This is a genomic window from Streptomyces sp. NRRL B-1347 (assembly GCF_000720325.1).
Classification (GTDB): Bacteria; Actinomycetota; Actinomycetes; order Streptomycetales; family Streptomycetaceae; genus Streptomyces.
Genome location: NZ_JOJM01000003.1, coordinates 181,508 through 200,148 on the forward strand (window position 1 = coordinate 181,508; position 18,641 = coordinate 200,148).

The 18,641-nt window shown below is 73.6% G+C and carries 17 protein-coding genes and 1 pseudogene; 11 read left to right on the forward strand and 7 right to left on the reverse strand.

Features of this window, described 5'->3' with window-relative positions:
- Positions 1 to 47: 47 nt before the first annotated feature.
- A complete protein-coding gene (locus IG74_RS0103355) occupies positions 48 to 962 on the forward strand; it encodes a 4-hydroxy-tetrahydrodipicolinate synthase family protein (protein ID WP_030669297.1) in 915 nt (304 codons plus the stop codon).
- A 243-nt stretch (positions 963 to 1,205) separates the two neighbouring features.
- Positions 1,206 to 1,859, forward strand: coding sequence for a helix-turn-helix transcriptional regulator (locus tag IG74_RS0103360; protein WP_030669301.1), 654 nt, complete (start codon positions 1,206 to 1,208; stop codon positions 1,857 to 1,859).
- Positions 1,860 to 1,892: 33 nt separating this feature from the next.
- Here IG74_RS0103360 and IG74_RS0103365 read toward each other — a convergent pair whose 3' ends face one another.
- Positions 1,893 to 2,432 (reverse strand): MarR family winged helix-turn-helix transcriptional regulator, encoded by a 540-nt coding sequence (locus tag IG74_RS0103365; RefSeq protein WP_030669304.1) that lies wholly within the window; start codon positions 2,430 to 2,432, stop codon positions 1,893 to 1,895.
- Positions 2,433 to 2,501: 69 nt separating this feature from the next.
- Here IG74_RS0103365 and IG74_RS0103370 point away from each other — a divergent pair, with 69 nt between their 5' ends.
- Positions 2,502 to 3,473, forward strand: coding sequence for a DMT family transporter (locus IG74_RS0103370; protein WP_078868542.1), 972 nt, complete (start codon positions 2,502 to 2,504; stop codon positions 3,471 to 3,473).
- 37 nt (positions 3,474 to 3,510) lie between these two features.
- Here the strand turns inward: IG74_RS0103370 and IG74_RS0103375 are convergent, their stop codons facing one another.
- On the reverse strand, positions 3,511 to 3,870 hold the full coding sequence (locus IG74_RS0103375) for a DUF6204 family protein (RefSeq protein WP_030669309.1): 360 nt from the start codon (positions 3,868 to 3,870) through the stop codon (positions 3,511 to 3,513).
- Between the two features lie 95 nt (positions 3,871 to 3,965).
- The gene (locus tag IG74_RS0103380) at positions 3,966 to 4,628 is read right to left on the reverse strand and encodes a MerR family transcriptional regulator (protein WP_030669312.1); all 663 of its coding nucleotides are present in this window, start codon (positions 4,626 to 4,628) and stop codon (positions 3,966 to 3,968) included.
- A 136-nt stretch (positions 4,629 to 4,764) separates the two neighbouring features.
- Between IG74_RS0103380 and IG74_RS0103385 the strand changes: the two genes are divergently transcribed.
- Entirely contained in the window at positions 4,765 to 6,084 is a 1,320-nt protein-coding gene (locus tag IG74_RS0103385; RefSeq protein ID WP_030669315.1) for a YhgE/Pip domain-containing protein, read from the forward strand.
- A 69-nt stretch (positions 6,085 to 6,153) separates the two neighbouring features.
- Here the strand turns inward: IG74_RS0103385 and IG74_RS0103390 are convergent, their stop codons facing one another.
- Positions 6,154 to 7,824: an ABC-F family ATP-binding cassette domain-containing protein gene (locus IG74_RS0103390; protein WP_037824335.1), complete on the reverse strand. Its 1,671-nt coding sequence runs from the start codon at positions 7,822 to 7,824 to the stop codon at positions 6,154 to 6,156.
- A gap of 327 nt (positions 7,825 to 8,151) precedes the next feature.
- On the opposite strand from IG74_RS0103390, the gene IG74_RS0103395 reads away from it, so the two are divergent.
- From IG74_RS0103395 to IG74_RS0103410, 4 genes are all read left to right on the forward strand, one after another.
- Positions 8,152 to 9,318 (forward strand): lactate 2-monooxygenase, encoded by a 1,167-nt coding sequence (locus IG74_RS0103395; protein WP_030669322.1) that lies wholly within the window; start codon positions 8,152 to 8,154, stop codon positions 9,316 to 9,318.
- Positions 9,319 to 9,538: 220 nt separating this feature from the next.
- A complete protein-coding gene (locus IG74_RS52665; RefSeq protein WP_199818770.1) occupies positions 9,539 to 9,694 on the forward strand; it encodes a DUF6131 family protein in 156 nt (51 codons plus the stop codon).
- An 80-nt stretch (positions 9,695 to 9,774) separates the two neighbouring features.
- Complete coding sequence (locus IG74_RS0103405; protein WP_030669325.1) at positions 9,775 to 11,322, forward strand: FAD-dependent oxidoreductase; 1,548 nt, start codon at positions 9,775 to 9,777, stop codon at positions 11,320 to 11,322.
- 164 nt (positions 11,323 to 11,486) lie between these two features.
- The gene (locus IG74_RS0103410; protein ID WP_030669328.1) at positions 11,487 to 12,242 is read left to right on the forward strand and encodes a hypothetical protein; all 756 of its coding nucleotides are present in this window, start codon (positions 11,487 to 11,489) and stop codon (positions 12,240 to 12,242) included.
- A gap of 87 nt (positions 12,243 to 12,329) precedes the next feature.
- Here the strand turns inward: IG74_RS0103410 and IG74_RS0103415 are convergent, their stop codons facing one another.
- Complete coding sequence (locus IG74_RS0103415; RefSeq protein WP_234334192.1) at positions 12,330 to 13,838, reverse strand: amidase; 1,509 nt, start codon at positions 13,836 to 13,838, stop codon at positions 12,330 to 12,332.
- 113 nt (positions 13,839 to 13,951) lie between these two features.
- Here IG74_RS0103415 and IG74_RS45475 point away from each other — a divergent pair.
- Positions 13,952 to 14,529 (forward strand): annotated as a pseudogene (locus tag IG74_RS45475) (chitinase).
- Positions 14,530 to 14,562: 33 nt separating this feature from the next.
- Here the strand turns inward: IG74_RS45475 and IG74_RS0103425 are convergent.
- A complete protein-coding gene (locus IG74_RS0103425) occupies positions 14,563 to 15,423 on the reverse strand; it encodes a helix-turn-helix transcriptional regulator (RefSeq protein ID WP_030669333.1) in 861 nt (286 codons plus the stop codon).
- Positions 15,424 to 15,510: 87 nt separating this feature from the next.
- On the opposite strand from IG74_RS0103425, the gene IG74_RS0103430 reads away from it, so the two are divergent.
- On the forward strand, positions 15,511 to 16,296 hold the full coding sequence (locus IG74_RS0103430) for an SDR family NAD(P)-dependent oxidoreductase (RefSeq protein WP_030669335.1): 786 nt from the start codon (positions 15,511 to 15,513) through the stop codon (positions 16,294 to 16,296).
- A 33-nt stretch (positions 16,297 to 16,329) separates the two neighbouring features.
- On the opposite strand, the gene IG74_RS0103435 is transcribed toward IG74_RS0103430, so the two are convergent.
- The gene (locus IG74_RS0103435) at positions 16,330 to 17,763 is read right to left on the reverse strand and encodes a PepSY-associated TM helix domain-containing protein (RefSeq protein WP_030669337.1); all 1,434 of its coding nucleotides are present in this window, start codon (positions 17,761 to 17,763) and stop codon (positions 16,330 to 16,332) included.
- A 315-nt stretch (positions 17,764 to 18,078) separates the two neighbouring features.
- Here IG74_RS0103435 and IG74_RS51870 point away from each other — a divergent pair, with 315 nt between their 5' ends.
- A complete protein-coding gene (locus IG74_RS51870; protein WP_158857406.1) occupies positions 18,079 to 18,606 on the forward strand; it encodes a luciferase family protein in 528 nt (175 codons plus the stop codon).
- Positions 18,607 to 18,641 lie beyond the last annotated feature (35 nt).

Below are 18,641 nucleotides of genomic sequence, written 5' to 3' on the forward strand. Positions count from 1 at the left end.
GAAATCAGAAATGGATCTACTGGGTCGGTGTGGGTCAGGGTGGGGCCATGAAGCCCGAACCGAACTTCAACGGCCTGTACGTCCCCTTGGTGACTCCCTTCACCGACGACCTGCGCCTGGCCCCCGACGCGCTCGCCCGCCTCGCCGACGAGGCGCTCTCGGCCGGTGCCTCCGGGCTCGTCGCCCTCGGCACGACCGCGGAGTCGGCCACGCTGACGGCGGCGGAGAAGCGGACCGTGGTGCGCGTCTGCGCCGCCGCCTGCCGGGCCCACGGCGCCCCGCTGATCGTCGGGGTCGGCACCGGTGACACCGCGGCGGCCATCACCTCGCTGCGCGAGCTCGCGGCCACCGGTGACGTGGCCGCGGCGCTGGTGCCCGCGCCGCCCTACGTCCGGCCCGGCGAGGCCGGGACGCTGGCGCACTTCACCGCCCTCGCCGAAGGCGGCGGCGTACCGCTCGTCGTGTACGACATCCCGTACCGCAGCGGGCAACCGCTCAGCGCGGACGCGCTCGCCGCGCTCGGCCGGCTGCCGGGGGTCGTCGGGGTGAAGCACGCGACCGGTGCGATCGACGCGACCACGGTGGAGCTGCTCGCCGATCCCGTGCCGGGCTTCGCCGTGCTCGGCGGCGACGACGTCGTCATCTCCCCGCTCGTCGCGGCGGGCGCGCACGGCGGCATCCTCGCGTCGGCCAACCTCCGCACCGCCGACTACGCCGAACTCATCTCGCTGTGGCGGCGCGGTTCCGCCGCGCCCGCCCGCAGGCTCGGGGCCGACCTCGCCCGCTTCTCCGCCGCCCTGTTCGCCGAACCGAACCCGACCGTGATCAAGGGCGTGCTGCACGCTCAGGAGCGCATTCCCAGCCCTGCCGTCCGGTTGCCGCTGCTGCCCGCGTCCCCTGACGCGGTCCGCCGGGCGGCGCTGCTGGCCGACCGTCACGCGCTCCAGGCGTCACCGGCCTGACACCACACCGGGGAACACTCCTCGCCCACGCCTCAGGACGTCAGCGGAACGTCAGCGGGACGCGAGCGGCGGGCGCCAACCTGGTGCTCGACGACACGTGCCCGGTACTGAACGACACGTGGCGCCGCTTGGTCCGGATCAACGGCAGCTGCTTACCTGAGGGCGGAGGAACGAGCGGCGGGCCTGCGTGCCCGTCGCCGTCGAGCCTCTGGACCACCGTGGATGATGGAGGTGCTCTAGCCCATGCAGCAGACCGTTGAGAGCGTTCTCACGACGCAGCCGGTGCCGGTGACCGTGCACGCATCGGATCCGATCTCGCAGGCCGGGGTGGTGAGCCAGCTCCGGCAGTGTGCGGGGATCACCGTGGCGGACGACGAGCGGCAGGGCCGCGGCCGGGTCGCCCTTCTCGTCGTCGGCACCGTGGACGGGACGACGCTGGCGAGCCTGCGCAGACTCGTCCACGCCGAGAACGTGCGGGTGGTTCTGGTGGTGGACCGGATGCGCGGGGCGGACGTGCTGAACGTCGCGGGATGCGGCGTCACCTCGATCGTGCGGCGGCACGAGGCCACTCCGGCGCGGCTGCTGCGGGCCGTCCTCGCGGCCCACCGGGGCCACGGTGACTTGCCGTCCGACCTGTTGGGCAGGCTCATCACCCAGATGGGGCGGTGCCAGAGCCGCGCACCCGCTCCGGCGGGGCCGACCTCCGCGGAGATGACGCCGCGGGAGGTCGACATCCTCCGGCTGGTGGCGGAGGGCTTCGACACCGCCGAGGTCGCCGCCAAACTCGCGTACTCCGAACGCACGGTGAAGAACGACCTGCAGAACCTGACCTCGCGCCTCCAGCTGCGCAACCGGACCCACGCGGTGGCGTACGCGTTGCGCGCGGGCTACATCTGAGGCCGCGACGGAGTTCCCGGCCCGGCGGCCGGCTCAGTCACCGCCACGCGCGTGCGGCCGCTCCATCCGGGAGAGCCACGTCGTCAGGACTGCTTCGAGCGAGGCGGCTTCGGCGGGGGTCAGGAGATCCACCAGCTGGCGCTCGCTGCGCATGTGGTCGGTGAACGCCTCGTCGATCAGCTCGCGTCCGGGCTCGGTGAGGGCGACGATCCGTCCGCGCTGGTCGTCGCCGGAGCGGCGCCGGGTGACGAGTCCGGCTCGCTCCAGCCGGTCGATGCGCTTCGTCATCGCGCCGGTGGTGACCATGGTGTGCGCGGCCAGCTCGCCGGGCGCCCGCTCGTACGGCGCTCCGGCACGGCGCAGCGCGCACAGCACGTCGAACTCGCCCTCGCCGAGGCCGTAGTGCCCATAGACGAGGCAGAGCCGCTCGGTGAGCAGCCCTGCCAGGCGGTGCAGCCGGCCGATCACTGCCTGCGGGGAGACGTCGACGTCGGGCCGCTCGCGGCGCCAGTCCGCCTGGATGCGGGCCACGCGGTCCAGTGACTGCGGGCCTTCCCTGCCCACCTCGCCCATACGCACCTCGTCCCTACGTACCTCGTCCATGCGCACATGCTAGCTTCCCGGGAAGCTATATTATCTTCCATGGAAGGTAATGCGCGATGGGTGGCACTGACCGCGGTCGCCCCGGTGGCCTGGGGCACCAACTACTTCGTCACGCACGCCTACCTGCCCGCGGACCGACCGCTGTGGGGAGCCGCACTGCGTGCGCTGCCCGCCGGGCTGCTGCTCCTCGCCGTGCGCCGACAGCGGCCACGCGGCGCGTGGTGGTGGCGCTCCGCGGTGCTCGGCCTGCTGAACGTGAGCGTGTTCTTCGTCCTCGTCTACGTCGCCTCGCAGCTCCTGCCGACGAGCGTCGCCTCCACGGTCATGGCCGTGGCCCCGCTGACGATGATGCTGATCGCCTGGCTCCTGGTGTCCGAACGCCCCAGCGCCAGGCACCTGGCGGGCGCGGTCGTCGGCCTCGCGGGAGTGTGCCTGATGCTGCTCACGGGAGTGGAAGGGGTGAGCGTGCCGGGCGTCGTGGCCTCGGCCGTCGCCATGCTGATGTCGTCCTTCGGCTACATCCTGGCCAAACGCTGGAGCTGGGACGTCGACGTGCTCGCCTCGACCGCCTGGCAGCTCACCGCCGGAGGCCTCTTCCTGCTCCCGGCCGCCGCTGTCGCGGAGGGCCCGCCCACCGCGCCCTCCCCGTCGGAGGCCCTCGCGTTCGCCTATGTCGCCCTGGTCGCCACCGCGCTGGCCTTCGCCGCCTGGTTCACGGGCCTCCGCCGTCTGCCCGCGGGGACGGTGGGTCTGATCGGACTGCTCAACCCGTTCACGGGTGTGCTGCTCGGCACGGTGGTCGCCGCGGAGGTGCTGACCGGGCAGCAACTGTGCGGCCTCGCGCTGGTGTTGGCGGGGGTCGCGCTCGGCAGGCCCGCACGGCGCGGCGGCGACCAGGCACGCGCGCGTGCCGTCACCGATGAGGAGCCCGCCCAGGGGCCCTCCCCCGACGGGGATCCCGTCTCCGGCGGGGATCCCGCGCGGGAGGCTTCCCCGTGCGGCCCCAGGTGAGGGCCGCGCCGGAGCTTCCGTGGCCGGGAAGGGCGGGTCAGGCGCTCTTCTGGGCGGCGGCCCTGCGCTGCCGCTTGCCGAGCGGCGCCTGCGAGAGGTCCTCGGCCTGGGAGCGGAGGCTCTTGTAGCCGTAGCCGCGCTGTGTCAGCCACGCCTTCGCCGCCTCTTCAGCGCGCTCGGTCGCCTCCAGGATGTCCTCCTCTTCCTCCCCCTCCGCCCGGAAGCGGAAGGTGAAGGCGGGCCGCGCGGCGATGTCGTAGCTGAGGTGCCCCTCGGGGGTGAAGGCGGCCCGCAGCACGTCGTGCTCGGCGGCCCGGGCCAGGAGCTCGGCCCGCTGGTCGGGCGTGAGCGCGTCGAAGACGCCGCGCACGGTGACGCGGAAGGTACGAGTGGTCATCCGGCGACCCTAACCAGCGAGAGCGGAGGGACTCCACCGCGTTTTCGCGGCGTCACCGGCCCACGGGCCCCGCGCGACCGAGGCACTCCCGGCGGTCACGCGTCGCCGGACTCCCCCGCCTCCATCCGACGGCGCACCTGGTCCTCCTGGGCGAGCCGCCGCAGGAGTTCGAGTACGGGACCGGAGAGGGCGAGGACGATCACCGCCTGCTCGGCGAGCGCGGGCGAGTCGTCGAAGTCCGCCGCACGTTCGAGGTCGAGGCGGGCGATCGACCGGGCAAGATCGCCGTACGCGGCCAGGCGGTCGAGGCGGTAGTTGGCGTCGAGGCGCCTGAGCTCCCGCAGCACCGTCGTCAGGCCCTGGACGTGCGGAGAGTCATCGGGGACCTGCCAGTCCATGGCCGCGATCAGGTCCGCCGCGTCCGCCGCCGCGGCCGCTTCGTCCTCTGTCTCCCGCCCCGCGTCACCGGCCGGGGCCTGTGCGACGGGCACCGGAAGGGCGTAGCTGATCGCCTTGAGGGTGCCGTCGGTGCTATCGGCCTGGTCGACCGCCGCGAGGACGTCCCGGGTCGCGGCGATGGACAGACCGCCGAGCGTCGTCAGCGCCTTGATCAGACGCAGCCGCTGCACGTGCTCGTCGCCGTACTCGGCGAGCGTGGCGGCCGTCGCGCGGCCCGCGGGGAGCAGCCCCTGGCGCCGGAAGTACTTGATGCTGGCGACCGGTACGCCGGTCTTCTGGCTGAGCTCGGAGATCTTCACGCGGCTTCCTCGACGACGGGGGCCGCGTCCCGGCAGCCCCTCACGGCAATTGGACACCACCAACTCGATACTGTCACTATCTAGAGCTGGATACCTTAAGTATCTAGTCACGTAGCGTCATCGCTTTGGAGCGTCCATGCCTTCCCCTCAGCCCTCGTCCGCGCTCCGCAGCCCCCGGCTGTGGATCGGCACGGGCATCATCGTCGCGGTGGTCTCCACCTTGTTCGCCCTGCTCTATGTGGGCGGCAACGTGAACCCCAAGGGCAATCTGCGCGACCTCCCCGTCGCGCTGGTCAACAACGACCGCGGCGCGGGCACGGGTGACAAGCACGTCAACATCGGCGACCAGGTCGTCTCCGGCATCAAGAAGGCCGCGGCGGACAACGACAGCATCGACTGGCAGGTCCTCAGCCAGGCCGAGGCCGACGAGCGCCTCGGCCAGGGCAAGCTCTACGGCGCCCTCGTCGTGCCGCAGGACTTCAGCGCCACGGTCGGCGGGCTCACCGCAGCGCAGCAGAAGGACCCCGCCGCGCCGACCCTGAAGGTGCTGACCAACCAGGCGGCCGGCAGCTTCGGCTCGTCCATGGCGAGCCAGGCCACGCAGAAGGCCGCCCACGGCGCCTCCGCCCAGCTCGGCAAGGAGCTGCTCAGCCGCGCGAGCGAGCAGAAGCAGAAGGCGCCGCTCGCCCCCGCCGCGCAGCTGATGCTCACCGACCCCGTGACCGTCCAGGTCGCCGACGGCCACCCGCTTGAGACGCACAGCGCGATGGGCCTGAGCGCGTTCTACTACGCCCTGGTCCTCCTGGTCTCGGGCATGCTCGCCGCCAACGTGATCCACTCCCAGGTCGACACGGCGCTCGGCTATCTGCACTCCGACTTCGGCCCGTTCCGTCAGCGCAACCCGCTGCGCCACACCAGCCGGGTGCGCACCCTTGCCGTCAACTCGGTCCTGATGCTGGGCCTTTCGGTGGTCATGGGCTCCCTCGTCGAGCTCGCCACGGTCGGCGTCCTCGGCATGGACGCGTCCCACCTCGGCCTGCTCTGGCTCTACTCCGTGGGCACCATCGCCGTCGTCGGACTGAGCGCCCTGGCGCTGCTCGCCGTCTTCGGCACCCCCGGCATGCTGCTGTCCACCATCGTCTTCGTCGCCATGGCCGTCCCGTCCTCCGGCGCCACCGTGCCGCTGGAGGCGCTGCCCGGGTTCTTCCGCGCGCTCGCCGAGTTCGAGCCGCTGCGCCAGCTCACCGGGGGCCTGCGCGCCATCCTGTACTTCGGCGCCCAGGGCGACGCGGGACTGACCCGCGCCTGGGCCTCCATGGGCATCGCCCTGGTCGTCTCGCTGCTGTTCGGCTTCGGCATGACCCGCCTCTACGACCGCAAGGGCCTGCACCGGGTCCCCCGGCCCGCCGAGGCCACCGCGACCGCCGAGGCCGCGCCGGAGCCCGCGTCGGCCTGACGCGCGCTCCGACGAGACCTCGCCCGCGGCCGGGCCGCAACGGCATCCACCGTTGCGGCCCGGCCGCCGTCATTCCCCGCCCTCCCCGGCTGTCCCGACCTCAAGCCGCGGCCAGTCCGCGAGGTCCCGCAGCAACTGCCGGTCGTGCGTGGCGACGACGACGGCCGCGCTCGTGCCGCGGATCGCCTCGGTCAACTCGTCGACCAGCGCCGACGACAGGTGGTTCGTCGGCTCGTCGAGCAGGATCAGGCCGGGCCGCCCGGCCAGCGCGAGGGCCAGGTCCAGACGCCGCCGCTGGCCCTGCGACATCCGCCCCACCGGGGTGCGCAGCGCCTCGGAGTCCAGCAGGCCGAGGGCTCCGAGCGGGACCGCTTCGGCGTCGCGGAGGGCCCCGCCCGCCACGAGCCGCCCCACGTGCAGGGCGTACGCCTCGCGGGCGGTGAGCGCGGGGTCCTGCCCCGCGGTCTCCTGGGTGACCCGGACGACCCGGGCGCCACGCGCCGTCCGGACGGCGCCGTCCGTGGGCGCGAGCGCGCCGCCGAGCACCGCGAGCAACGTGGACTTCCCGGCCCCGTTCGGCCCGGTGACGAGCAGCCGGTCGCCGCCGTCGACGCTGAGGTCGACCGGCCCCGCGAGTCGGCCGTCGACCGCGACGCCGTGCGCCCGCAGCTGCGGCGCCCTCGGCCGGACGCCCGGGTCCGGCCAGCGCAGCGCCACCGGTGGCTCCGGCACGTCGATCCGGTGCGCCTCCAGGGCGTCCTGCTGCCGCTTCAGGGCCTGTACGACACCCGGTGCGCGGGACTGGCGCTGGTGCTTGCCGGTCCCCTTCTCGGGCCGCCAGCCGGTGGAGAGCCGGTCGCGGGCCTTCGACACCGCGTCCTTCAGCCGGCGGTGCTCGGCCAGCTGCTCCTCGTGGTCCTGTTCCCAGCGCTCCCGGTCCCGGCGCCGCGCGTCCTGCCAGGCGTCGTAGCCACCGGCGTACAGGCGGGGCCTGCCGTCGCGGGTCGGGTCGAGGTCGAGGAAGCGGTCGGCGACGTCGCGCAGCAGCGCCCGGTCGTGGCTGACGACGGCGAGGCCGCCGTCGTGCTCGCGCAGCCTGCGGGTCAGGAAGTCCAGGCCATCGGCGTCGAGGTGGTTGGTCGGCTCGTCGAGCAGCAGGACGTCGTGGTGCGCGCCGAGCAGACAGGCGAGCCGGACCCGGTAGCGCTGTCCGACCGAGAGCGTCGCCAGGGTTCGCTCGCGGTCGGCGCAGGCGCCGAGCGCCTCCAGGGCGACGTCGACGCGCCGCTCGGCGTCCCAGGCGTCGAGTCGGGTGGCCGTGTCGAGCGCGGCGGCGTAGCGGTCGTCGGCGCCGGGGTCGCCTGCGGCCAGGGCGAGGGTCGCCCCGTCCAGGGCGGCCAGGGCCGCGAGCGAGGCGGTGAGGGCCTCGGAGGTGAGGGCGCCCACGGTCGCGCCGTCGGGTACGGCGAGTTCCTGGCGGGCCAGGCCGATGGTGCCGGCCCGGTGCACGGTGCCCCCGTCGGGTGCGACGAGGCCGGCGAGGACGTGCAGCAGCGTCGTCTTGCCCCGGCCGTTCTCGCCGACGACGGCGACCCGCGCGCGGGCGGAGACGGTGACCGAGACGTCGTTCAGGACGCGCCGGGAGCCGCGGGTGACGGTGACGTCCTCGGCGCGGACGTGTGCGCTGCCGCCCGCCTCGACGGGCAGGGACGTGGCTTCGGGGGTGGGCGTGAGGTTCAAGGGTGCTCCGCAGCTCGCAGGGGAGCCGGGCAGCGGGAAGTGGCCGCCCGGCGGGAACCGGGACGGCGAGCGCGGATTCAGCAGGAAGGGGGCGCCGCCGTCAGCGGGCGGAGCGGACCTTCTGCGACCAGATGCCTCGTGCCATGTCGGCCACGGTAACAACGACGGCGCGCCGGATCATCCGAATTTCCGCCGCTCACGGCGCGGCGCCCGCGGCGTGTGCCGGAGCCGGCGGGGAACGGCTGTGGCGTGCGGGGCGCACCGCGCCGCACCCTGGTCGCTGGATCGCCGTACCCAGGCGGCGACCGCAGGAGGAGAGGCAGGCACATGGGGCAGCCGTACGGTTCGTACCAGAACGAGATCTACCTCAACGGGCTCGGCGGGGTCCTCCCGCCCCTTCCGATGGGCTTCGCGGAGTGGGAGGCCGGAGCGGAGGCCGCGCTCCCGCCCTCGGTGTGGTCGTACGTCGCGGGCGGCGCGGGGGACGAGCGCACCCAGCGCGTCAACGTCACCGCGTTCGAGCGCTGGGGGCTCGTCCCGCGCATGTTCGTCGGTGCCGCCGAGCGCGACTTGTCCGTCGAGCTGTTCGGCATGACCCTGCCCTCCCCCGCCCTCATGGCGCCCATCGGCGTGATCGGCCTGTGCGCGCAGGACGGGCACGGTGACGTGGCCACCGCGCGGGCGTCGGCCCGTACCGGCGTGCCGATGATCGCCTCCACGCTGTCCGTCGACCCGATGGAGGACGTCGCCGCCGAACTCGGGGACACGCCCGGGTTCTTCCAGCTCTACACCCCCACCGACCGGGACCTGGCGGAGAGCCTCGTGTGCCGTGCGGAGTCGGCCGGGTTCAAGGGCATCGTGGTCACGCTGGACACCTGGGTCACCGGCTGGCGCCCGCGCGACCTGGGCACCAGCAACTTCCCCCAGCTGCGCGGCCACTGCCTCGCCAACTACTTCTCGGACCCGGTCTTCCGCGCCCAGCTCAAGCGCCCGCCCGAGGAGGCCCCGCAGGACGCCGTCCTCAACTGGGTGCGCGTCTTCGGCAATCCGCTCACCTGGGCGGACCTGCCCTGGCTGCGCTCGCTGACGGACCTGCCGCTGATCCTCAAGGGCCTGTGCCACCCCGACGACGTGCGCCGGGCCAAGGACGGCGGCGCGGACGCCGTCTACTGCTCCAACCACGGCGGCAGGCAGGCCAACGGCGGGCTTCCCGCCCTCGACGCGCTGCCCGGCGTGGTGGCGGCCGCCGACGGCCTTCCGGTCCTCTTCGACTCCGGCGTCCGCAGCGGCGCGGACATCGTCAAGGCGCTCGCGCTGGGCGCCACCGCCGTCGGCGTCGGCCGTCCGTACGCGTACGGGCTCGCCCTCGGCGGCGCCGACGGCATCGTCCACGTGCTCCGCTCGCTCCTCGCCGAGACCGACCTGATCATGGCCGTCGACGGCTACCCGACGCTCGGCGACCTCACGCCGGACGCGCTGCGCCGCGTGGCGTGACACGGCTGCGTGTCGAGCCGGGGAAGCGGGGTACTGGGATTCTCACGCCGCCTCGACGACGACACCGCGCGGTCGCGTCGAGCAGGGCGGCTCCACGTCCGGCGCCCCTGCCGCCGGACGCCCCCGCTGACACCCCGGCCGGCACGCCGCCCCACGAACCGGCCGCTACGGCACTTCACCAGGGGCGCATACTGGATATATACGGACATTGGAGGACCCAATGATCGCAATCGGCCTCGTCCTGCTCGTCATCGGCCTGGTGGCCGGCATCTCGATCCTCTGGACCATCGGCGTCATCCTCGTCGCCGTCGGCGCCGTCCTCTGGCTGCTCGGCGCCGTCGGACACGCGGTGGGCGGACGGCGGCACTACTGGTAAGGCGCGCCGCACGGTCACGGCCGCCGCGCGTCCCCGTGACCGCGGCGGCATCCGCACCGGTCCCGAAGAGGGGAACTCGCATGGAGCGCACCGCGGTCGTCGACGAGTCGTACTGGCTCGCCACCGCACCCGGAACCCGCCGCCCGACCCCCGACGCGGACCTGACGGCCGACGTCGCGGTCGTCGGCGGCGGCATCACGGGCCTGTCCACGGCCTGGGAGCTCGCCCGCTCCGGTCTCGACGTGGTCGTCCTGGAGGCGGACCGGATCGCCGCGGGCGTGAGCGGCTGCACGACGGCCAAGCTCAGCGCCGCCCACGGGCTGCTCTACGCACGGCTCGAGGCCGAGCACGGCGCCGAGCAGGCCCGCCTCTACGCCCTCTCCCAGCAGGACGCGGTGGAGCGCACCGCGAAGCTGTGCGCGGACCTCGGCATCGACGCGGACCTGGAGCGCGCCCCCGCCTTCACCTACCTCCGGGACCCGGAACGCGTCCCCGAGGTCCGGGAAGAGGCCGCGGCGGCACGGCGGGCCGGGCTCGACGCCTCCTTCGTGACCGACACCGAGCTCCCCTTCGACATCGCGGGCGCGGTCCGCGTCGAAGGCCAACTCCAATTCCATCCGCGGAAGTTCCTCCTCGCCCTGGCCGAGCACCTCACCGGGGCAGGGGGACGCGTCTTCGAGCGCGCCCGGGTCACCGGGCTCCACGACGGCCACCGGTGCCGCCTCACCACCGAGGCCGGAGTCACCGTGCGGACGCGTGACGTGGTCATCGCCACGCACTACCCGGTCTTCGACCGCACCCTGCTCTTCACCCGGCTCACCCCCCGCCGCGAACTGGTGCTCGCGGCGCCGGTGCCGTCGGCCGCCGCCCCCACAGGCATGTACCTCACGCCGGAGGACGGAGTCCGTTCGCTGCGCAGCGCGCCGTACGACGACGAGCGGCGCCTCGTCATCGTCACCGGGGAGTCCTTCACGCCGGGGACGGGCGCCGTCCGGGAGCGCTACGCCCGCCTCGACGCCTGGGCCCGCGCGCACGTGCCGCACTTCGCCCGCGCGGACATCGGCTACCGCTGGGCGGCGCAGGACAACGACTCGCTCGACCACCTGCCGTACGTCGGCCACGCCCACCCCGGCACCCAACACGTCTACGTCGCCACCGGATTCGGCGGCTGGGGCATGAGCAACGGCGTCATGGCGGGCCGGCTGCTCACGGCCCACATCACCGGCGGGCCGCGGCCCGCCTGGACCGAGCTGTACGACCCGCGCCGACTGCCGCCGATCCGCGACGCGGCCCGGCTCGCCGCCCATCAAGCGGCTGTGGCCAAGCACTTCGTCGGCGACCGGCTGCGCACCGGCCACGTCGACTCGGTCAGCGACATCCCGCCCGGCAGCGGAGCCGTGGTACGCCTGGACGGCCGCCGGTGCGCCGTCCACCGCGACGCGAGCGGACAGGTCAGCGCGCTCTCCGCGCGCTGCACCCACCTCGGCTGCCTCGTGCACTTCAACGACGCCGAACAGGCCTGGGAATGCCCCTGCCACGGTTCCCGCTTCGACACCGACGGATCCGTCCTGCACGGCCCCGCCACCCGGCCGCTCGCACCGCACGAGACACCGGAGCCGCCGGACTGACGGGACGCCCGGCCCCGCTCACGCCGTCCCCCGCGAAAGGTTGTACGCCGCGCACGTGGCGATCACCACGGTGATGAAGATGCGGTGAAGACCGTAAGGTCACCTCGTTCACATCTGTCGCCGGGAAGCACGCGCGTCCCGGCATCATCTGTGGGGGGACACCCATGCAACACCGCGCTCGTATCGCCGTGCTCGGCTCCGCGCTCACCGTGGCGGCCGTCGGCTTCACCGCCCCCGGCGCCTCGGCCGCCGCGCCCGAGGGCATCACGATCACGAAGGTCACGGTCAACGACGACAAGCCGATCGTGCTCGGCACCACCGCCGGCAAGACCTTCAAGGTCACGGTGACGGCGGACACCGACTCCGCGATCACCGAGTCCGACATCACCCTGTTCGGCCCGGACTCGAACGTGGCGCAGCCGCAGACCACCCCCAAGTGCACCACCGAGGGCACGAAGGCGACCTGCACGGGGACGTTCACGATCGACCCCGACGTCGACTTCTTCGACAACAAGCCCGCGGGCCAGTGGTACGTCAACCCCCTGCTCGTCTCCGACACCGACAGCATCTACGCGGAGAAGGCCGGGAAGTTCAAGCTCCAGCGCGAGGCCAAGCTGACGGCCAACGCCGCGCCCGAGCCGATCAAGAAGGGCAAGACCCTGACCGTCACGGGTGCGCTGACCCGCGCCAGCTGGGAGACCCACAAGTACGTCGGCTACGCCGGCCAGCCGGTGGCCCTGGAGTTCAAGAAGAAGGGCGCCACCGCCTACACCGCGGTGAAGACCGTCAAGACCGACACCAAGGGCAACCTGAAGACGACGGTCAAGGCCTCGGTCGACGGCTCGTACCGCTACGCCTTCGTGGGCAACTCCACCACCGGGGCCGTCAAGGCCGCCGGTGACGCCGTCGACGTGCGTTGATCGCCACGTCGTAGACGCTCGGTGAGCGTCACCGGCACTCGGTGAGCGGCGGGCGCGCGTGGCACGACGCGCGCCCGCCGCGCCGCGTCACAGGGTCGGCCGCTCCTGAGCCCAGGGGGCGGCCGCTTCCAGTTGTCCGGCGAGGGCGAGCAGCAGGCCCTCGCTGCCGAGCGGCCCGCCGAACTGCACGCCCAGGGGCAGCCCTTCGGGCGTGCGGTACAGCGGGACCGACATCGCGGGGCGGCCCGTGATGTTGGCGAGCTGCGTGAACGGGTTGGGCGCGAGGTTCTCGACGACGGCCTGCTTCCACAGCCTGGTCTTGCTGAGCCGGCCCGCCACGCCCGCCTTGAGCAGCGCCTTGCCGACCTGCCGGGTCAGCCAGGGCGTGTCGAGTTCGCCGATCCGCACCGGCGGCCGCGCGAGCGTCGGCGTGAGCAGCACGTCGTACGTCTCGTGGAACGCGGCCAGTTGACGGGCGTAGGTGTTCCAGCGCGCGTGCCGCACGGAGTGCTCGACGGCGCCGACCGCGCGGCCCGCGGCCGCGATGAGGTGGGTGTCGATCTCGAAGAGATCGTCGCCCGCGCCCGTCCTGTGCTTCAGCTCCGCCAGCGTCGCCGCGTTCTCCACCGCGTACATGGTCATGAAGTCGTCGGCCATGCGCAGCCCGTCGATGGCGGGCTCGGCCTCCTCCACCTCGTGGCCGAGGCCCGTCAGGAGCTTGACCGCCACGTCGACGGCTTCGACCGCCTCGCGGGCCACCGGGGTGCCGATCGGCGAGCGGGTGCTCACCCCGACGCGCAGCTTCCGCGGGGTGCGCATGGCCAGTTCGGCGTACGGCTCGTCGGGGCGGGCCGCGAGGTACGGGCCGCCCGGGTCGGGGTGCGCGGTGAGGACGTCGAGCAGGGCCGCGCTGTCGCGCACCGTGCGGGAGACGACGCCGTCGCTCGCCGCGCCCGCGAGCAGCTCCCCGTACGCGGGGCCCGCGGGCACCAGGCCGCGCCCCGGCTTGAGGCCGAAGAGGCCGCAGCACGCGGCGGGTATGCGGATCGAGCCGCCGCCGTCGTTGGCGCCCGCGGCCGGGACGATGCCCACGGCGACGGCGGCCGCGGAGCCACCGGACGAACCGCCCGGCGTGCGGCCGAGGTCCCAGGGGTTGCGCGTCGCGCCGTTGGCCACGGGCTCGGTGATGCTCTTGATGCCGAACTCGGGCGTGTTCGTCTGCCCGAAGACGACGAGCCCGGCGTCCAGCCACCGCCGCACGGCCTCGCTGTGGCGCGCCGCGACGAGCCCCTGGGCCGCGCGGGAGCCGCGCCCCGTCGGCCGCCCCGCGTAGTCCTGCATCAAGTCCTTGATCAGGAAGGGGACTCCGGCGAAGGGGCCGGCGAGGTCGCCCGCGGCCCGCTCGCGCGCGATGCTCGGCATCGGGCGGACGATCGCGTTGATCTTGCCGTTGACGGCCTCGGCGCGCGCCAGGGCCGCTTCGAGCAGCTCGGCCGGTGACGCGTCACCCCGCGCCACCAGCTCGGCGAGCCCGACCGCGTCGTACTTCACGTAGTCCTCGTAGTCCACCGCGCACCCCACCTGACTTGGCGTCATAGATCCCCGGGAGGTTAGATCGTGCGCCCCGCGGGCGGCAACGGGGCCGAACAGGCCCGGTAACAACGGGGATCGCATCGCGCCACACCCTTGACGCGAACACGACGGTCAGCATGGTCGGTACGCTGACCGCCGCGGCCTCGGCCGCAGCGCTGTTGACCTTCGCCTCCCCCTTCTCCGCCGAGAAGGCCCCGGACACGAAGGCGGCCGCCGCCTTCGTCGTCAGCGAGGCCCAGTTCCAGCAGATGTTCCCGAACCGGAATCCGTTCTATACGTACAGCGGGCTCACGGCGGCGCTCAGCGCCTATCCCGGTTTCGCCCAGACCGGCAGCGACACCGTGCGCAAGCGGGAGGCCGCGGCCCCATCCAGCTCAGCTGGAACTTCAACTACAAGGCGGCGGGCGACGCCCTCGGCATCGACCTGCTGCACCAGCCCGACCTGGTGCAGAACAACGCGGCCGTCGCCTGGAAGACCGGCCTGTGGTACTGGAACACCCAGCAGGGCCCCGGCACCATGACCCCGCACAACGCCATGGTCAACGGCGCCGGGTTCGGCGAGACCATCCGGGCCATCAACGGCTCTCTGGAGTGCGACGGCGGCAATCCGGGCCAGGTCCAGAGCCGCATCGACCACTACAAGAAGTTCACGCAGCTCCTCGGCGTCGACCCCGGCGGCAACCTCAGCTGCTGAGCCCCGCCCCCGGCGTGCCCGGCGGGAGAGGGGTCAGCCGGGCACGCCCATGCGCTGCGTGCCGATCACCGAGAGCAGCCGCAGGGCCTCCTCCGACGGCGAGCCGGGCTCGGCGCTGTAGACGAGCACCCGCTGGTCCCGGTCGCTGAGGTCCAGGACGTCACCGCGGACCGGGACCGGACCGACGAGGGGATGCGCGAAGGCCCCGCAGAACGCGGGCCGGTCCGCCACGTCGTGCGAGGCCCAGACCCGGGCGAACTCCGCGCTGCCCGCGAGGAGTTCCCCGACCAGGGCCGACACCTCCGCGTCAGCGGGGTAGCGGGCCGCGGCGGCGCGCAGCTGCCGGGCCGCGGTCCCCGCGAAGTCGTCCGCGTCCGAGATGCCGTACAGCCGCCGGCCGTCCCGGTGCGGACCGAGGTAGGCGCGCCGCACGAGGTTGCGGTCGCGGCGCGGGAGCGCGGAGAAGTCCTCCATCAGCGCGGCCGCGAGGTCGTTCCAGGCGAGGACCTCGTACGTCGCGGAGAGCACGACCGCCGCGGCGTCCGGCATCCGCCGCAGCAGGTCGACGATGCTCGGCCGCACCTCACGCGAGGGGCCCGGCGGCTGCTCCGGCGGCGCCCCCGCGAGCCGCAGGAGGTGATCGCGCTCGGCGTCCGTCAGCCGCAGCGCGCGGGTGAGCTGCGCGAGCACCTCACGCGACGGATGCGGGGCGCGGGCCTGCTCAAGGCGCGCGTAGTACTCGGCCGAGATGAACGCAAGCTGCGCCACCTCCTCGCGGCGCAGCCCCGGGGTGCGGCGGCGCGGCCCCGCGGGCAGCCCCACGTCGGCGGGGGTGATGCGCTCCCGCCTGCTGCGCAGGAAGTCGCCGAGCTCTCGTCGTTCACGTTGATCCACACGTCCAGTGTGGACGGACGTCGAGGTGCGCATCCAGGCACTGGCAGTGCCTGGATGCGCGGGGCGGCCGGGCCCAGGCTCGTCGGCATGAACAACACACCGACCACTTCCACCACCGGCCTGCTCACCGACAAGGTCGCCTTCGTCACCGGCGCCGGTCGCGGCATCGGCGCCGCGGCCGCCCGCCTCTTCGCCCGTGAGGGCGCCCGCGTGCTCCTCGCGGCCCGTACGGAGACCGAGCTCAAGGCCGTGACCGAGGAGATCCGGGCGGCCGGAGGCACCGCGGAGCACGTGGTGTGCGACCTGGCGGACCCCGCGAGCGTCCGCGCCGCCGTCGACCGGTGCGTGGAGCTGTACGGCAGGCTCGACGCGGCCTTCAACAACGGGGCGGCGGGTCAGCGGCCCGGCCCGATGGAGCAGCTCCCGGAGGCCGACTTCGACCAGGTCTGCGCCGTGAACCTCAAGGGCCCGTGGGTGGCCATGAACGCCGAGATCGCCGCCATCCGCGCCACCGCGGGGCGCGGCGCCATCGTCAACACCTCCAGCGTCGGCAGCCTGATGGCCAACCCGGAGCTGCCGGTGTACGGGGCGACGAAGGGGGCCCTCAACAGCCTCACCGCGTCGGCGGCCGCCACGTACGGGCCCGAGGGCATCCGCGTCAACGCCATCGCGCCCGGCACCACGCTCACCGAGATGCTCCTGGAGTGGGAGGCGCAGTCCCCCGGCACGATCGAGCAGCTCAACTCCCTGACCCCGCTGCGCCGCGGCGCCGATCCGCACGAGGTCGCCGAGGCCGCCGCCTGGCTCCTCAGCGACCGCTCCTCCTACGTCACCGGCACGGTCCTGCGGGTGGACGGCGGCATGCGGGCCTGAGCCGCCGCCCGCCCGGGCCGACCGGTCGCGGTCCTACGCCGCCCGCTGACCGGAGTGGTCGCGCTTGCCGCGCCGGTAGGCGATCTCGCCCAGCAGGACGTCGAGCGCCAGGAACGCGGCCAGCGGGATGCCGAGCAGCGGCACGAAGTAGCCGAGCACGGCGATCCCCGCCATCAACGGGACCAGGACGTACGCCGGGACGTGCTGCCAGGCGCCGCGCGGCAGCGGGCGGCCGAACGCGCCGCCGCTGCCGCGCAGCCACCACATCCGGTAGCCCCACACGATCAGCAGGACCAGGGCGAGCGCGAGGGCGCCGAGCAGGATCTGGTTCGCGAGGCCGAAGAGGGTGCCGGAGTGCGCGTCGATGCCCCAGCGGGTCAGCTTGGCGAGGACCGGGAAGTCGTCGAACCGCAGGACGTCGGTGACCTCGCCGGTACGGGGGTCGATCGCGGCGGAGTCCGCCTTGCCGGGCCAGGTGCGCTCGATCTGCTTGACGACGTACGCGGAGGAGTCGTCGGCGGGCGGGACGATCTCCACCGGGTTCGTGAGGCCCTTGGCGCGGGCCGCCGTGAGGACGGCGTCGAGGCCGATGTCGTCCGCGCCGCCCGACCCGCCGGTTCCGCCGGAGCCGCCGCCGTGTCCGGCGTGCTCCCCGGCCCCGGCTCCGGCCGCGCTCGCCGACACCGTGGGCGTCGTCTGGCCGAGGGCCTCACGCAGGTCGCCGATGCTCTCACCCGCGTACGTCGACCAGGTCAGGCCCGTGGCGGAGAGGAAGAAGAGGCCGCCGGCCGCCCACACGCCCATCGAGCCGTGCAGCGACAGCAGGCGCCGACGGCCGGTCGTGCCGCGCAGCTTGCGCCGGGCCCTGCGGCGCGCGAACCACAGCACGAGGCCGCCGCCCGCGATCACCCACAGCCAGCTCGCGGCGAGTTCGCTGTACAGACGGCCCGACTCGCCCAGCCGCAGATCGCGGTGGAGCCCGGAGATCCAGGTGCGCAGGGGCAGCGCGCCGTCGGAGCCGTAGCTCTCCTCGGCGCCGCGCACCTCGCCGTTGTACGGGTTCACGAAGACGGCGAGGGTGCGGTCCTCGGCGACGCCCGGCACCCCGGAGAGCAGCACGCGGGTCGTCGCACCGTCCTCAGCCGACGGGCGCACCGCGGCGACCGTCCCCTCGGGGTGGGCCTTGCGGGCCGCGGCGACCTGCCGCTCGATCGGCAGCTCCCGGTCCCCCACGGGCACCGTCAGCTGGTCGGCGTACACGACCTTCTCCGCCGTGTACGAGGCCGCGTACAGGAAGCCCGTCGCGGCGGCGACGAGCAGGAAGGGGGCGATGAGCACCCCGGCGTAGAAGTGCAGCCGCAGCACCAGCGGGCGCAGCGAGGACCAGGCGGACCGCCGGGCGGCGGGCTCCGCCGCGGCGGCGGGCCGCCCGTCGGGCGGGGCGGGGGCAGGGGGTGCGGCGGACATGTCGTGCTCTCCTGGTGCCGGTCAGTGGTACGTGGTGCTCCGGTGGTGACCGGACCGGTCCATGGGTCGAGCGCGGCGATGAGCGAGTTCCCGAATGCCTATGTGATCTATGACACTCACATGGAGGTCCTGCGGTACGACAACACCGCACGTCATCGGCACGCGCGGGTGACATGCCTTTCCCCCTTCCGCGGCACCGGGGCGCACCCATACCCTTGCTGACCTCAGACGCGACCGCCTGGACGCCCCCGCGAAATGAAGCGGCTTGTGAACAGGGGTAGTTCGCAGGGTGAAATCCACGCGACGATGGGGCGCATGACGGCGGCGCAACGTGCCATGACCCAGTTGGAGTCATGGCCGAACCTCGTGAGCGGCTCTCCCCGATGCGCGGTGGGGCGCTGTTTCGGCACACCGGGCCCACCCGGTACGGCGGGCTACGAACTGGTCCACTTCCACTCCGACGACGCCGCGGACGTGTGCCTCACGCGCGCGGCCGTCGACCGGCTGCGGCCGCAGCTGGCGCACAGCTCGGCGATCCGGGTGCGGCCGGGGGCGTCGTGGATCACGGTGCTGCTCGACTGCGACATGGACGTCGCGCTCCTGCTCACCCTCGTCAGCGTCGGCCTCAAGGCGCACGACGACGCGCTCGCGCTGATCCGTGGCGAGGCGCAGCAGGGCCGGCCGGCCGACTGCCCCTCTCCTCCGTGCGACTGGGAGGCCCGGGACAGGACCGTGGCCCGCGCCGCACCCACGGCGGCGGCGCCGCCGCAGGCCGCGACGGGCCGCCGCGGCCTGCGGGCGACGTGGAAGGCGTTCGGGCGGCTCATCCCGCACGGGCACTGAGCCGCACGGGAATTGACCCGCCAGGCACCGCCCCG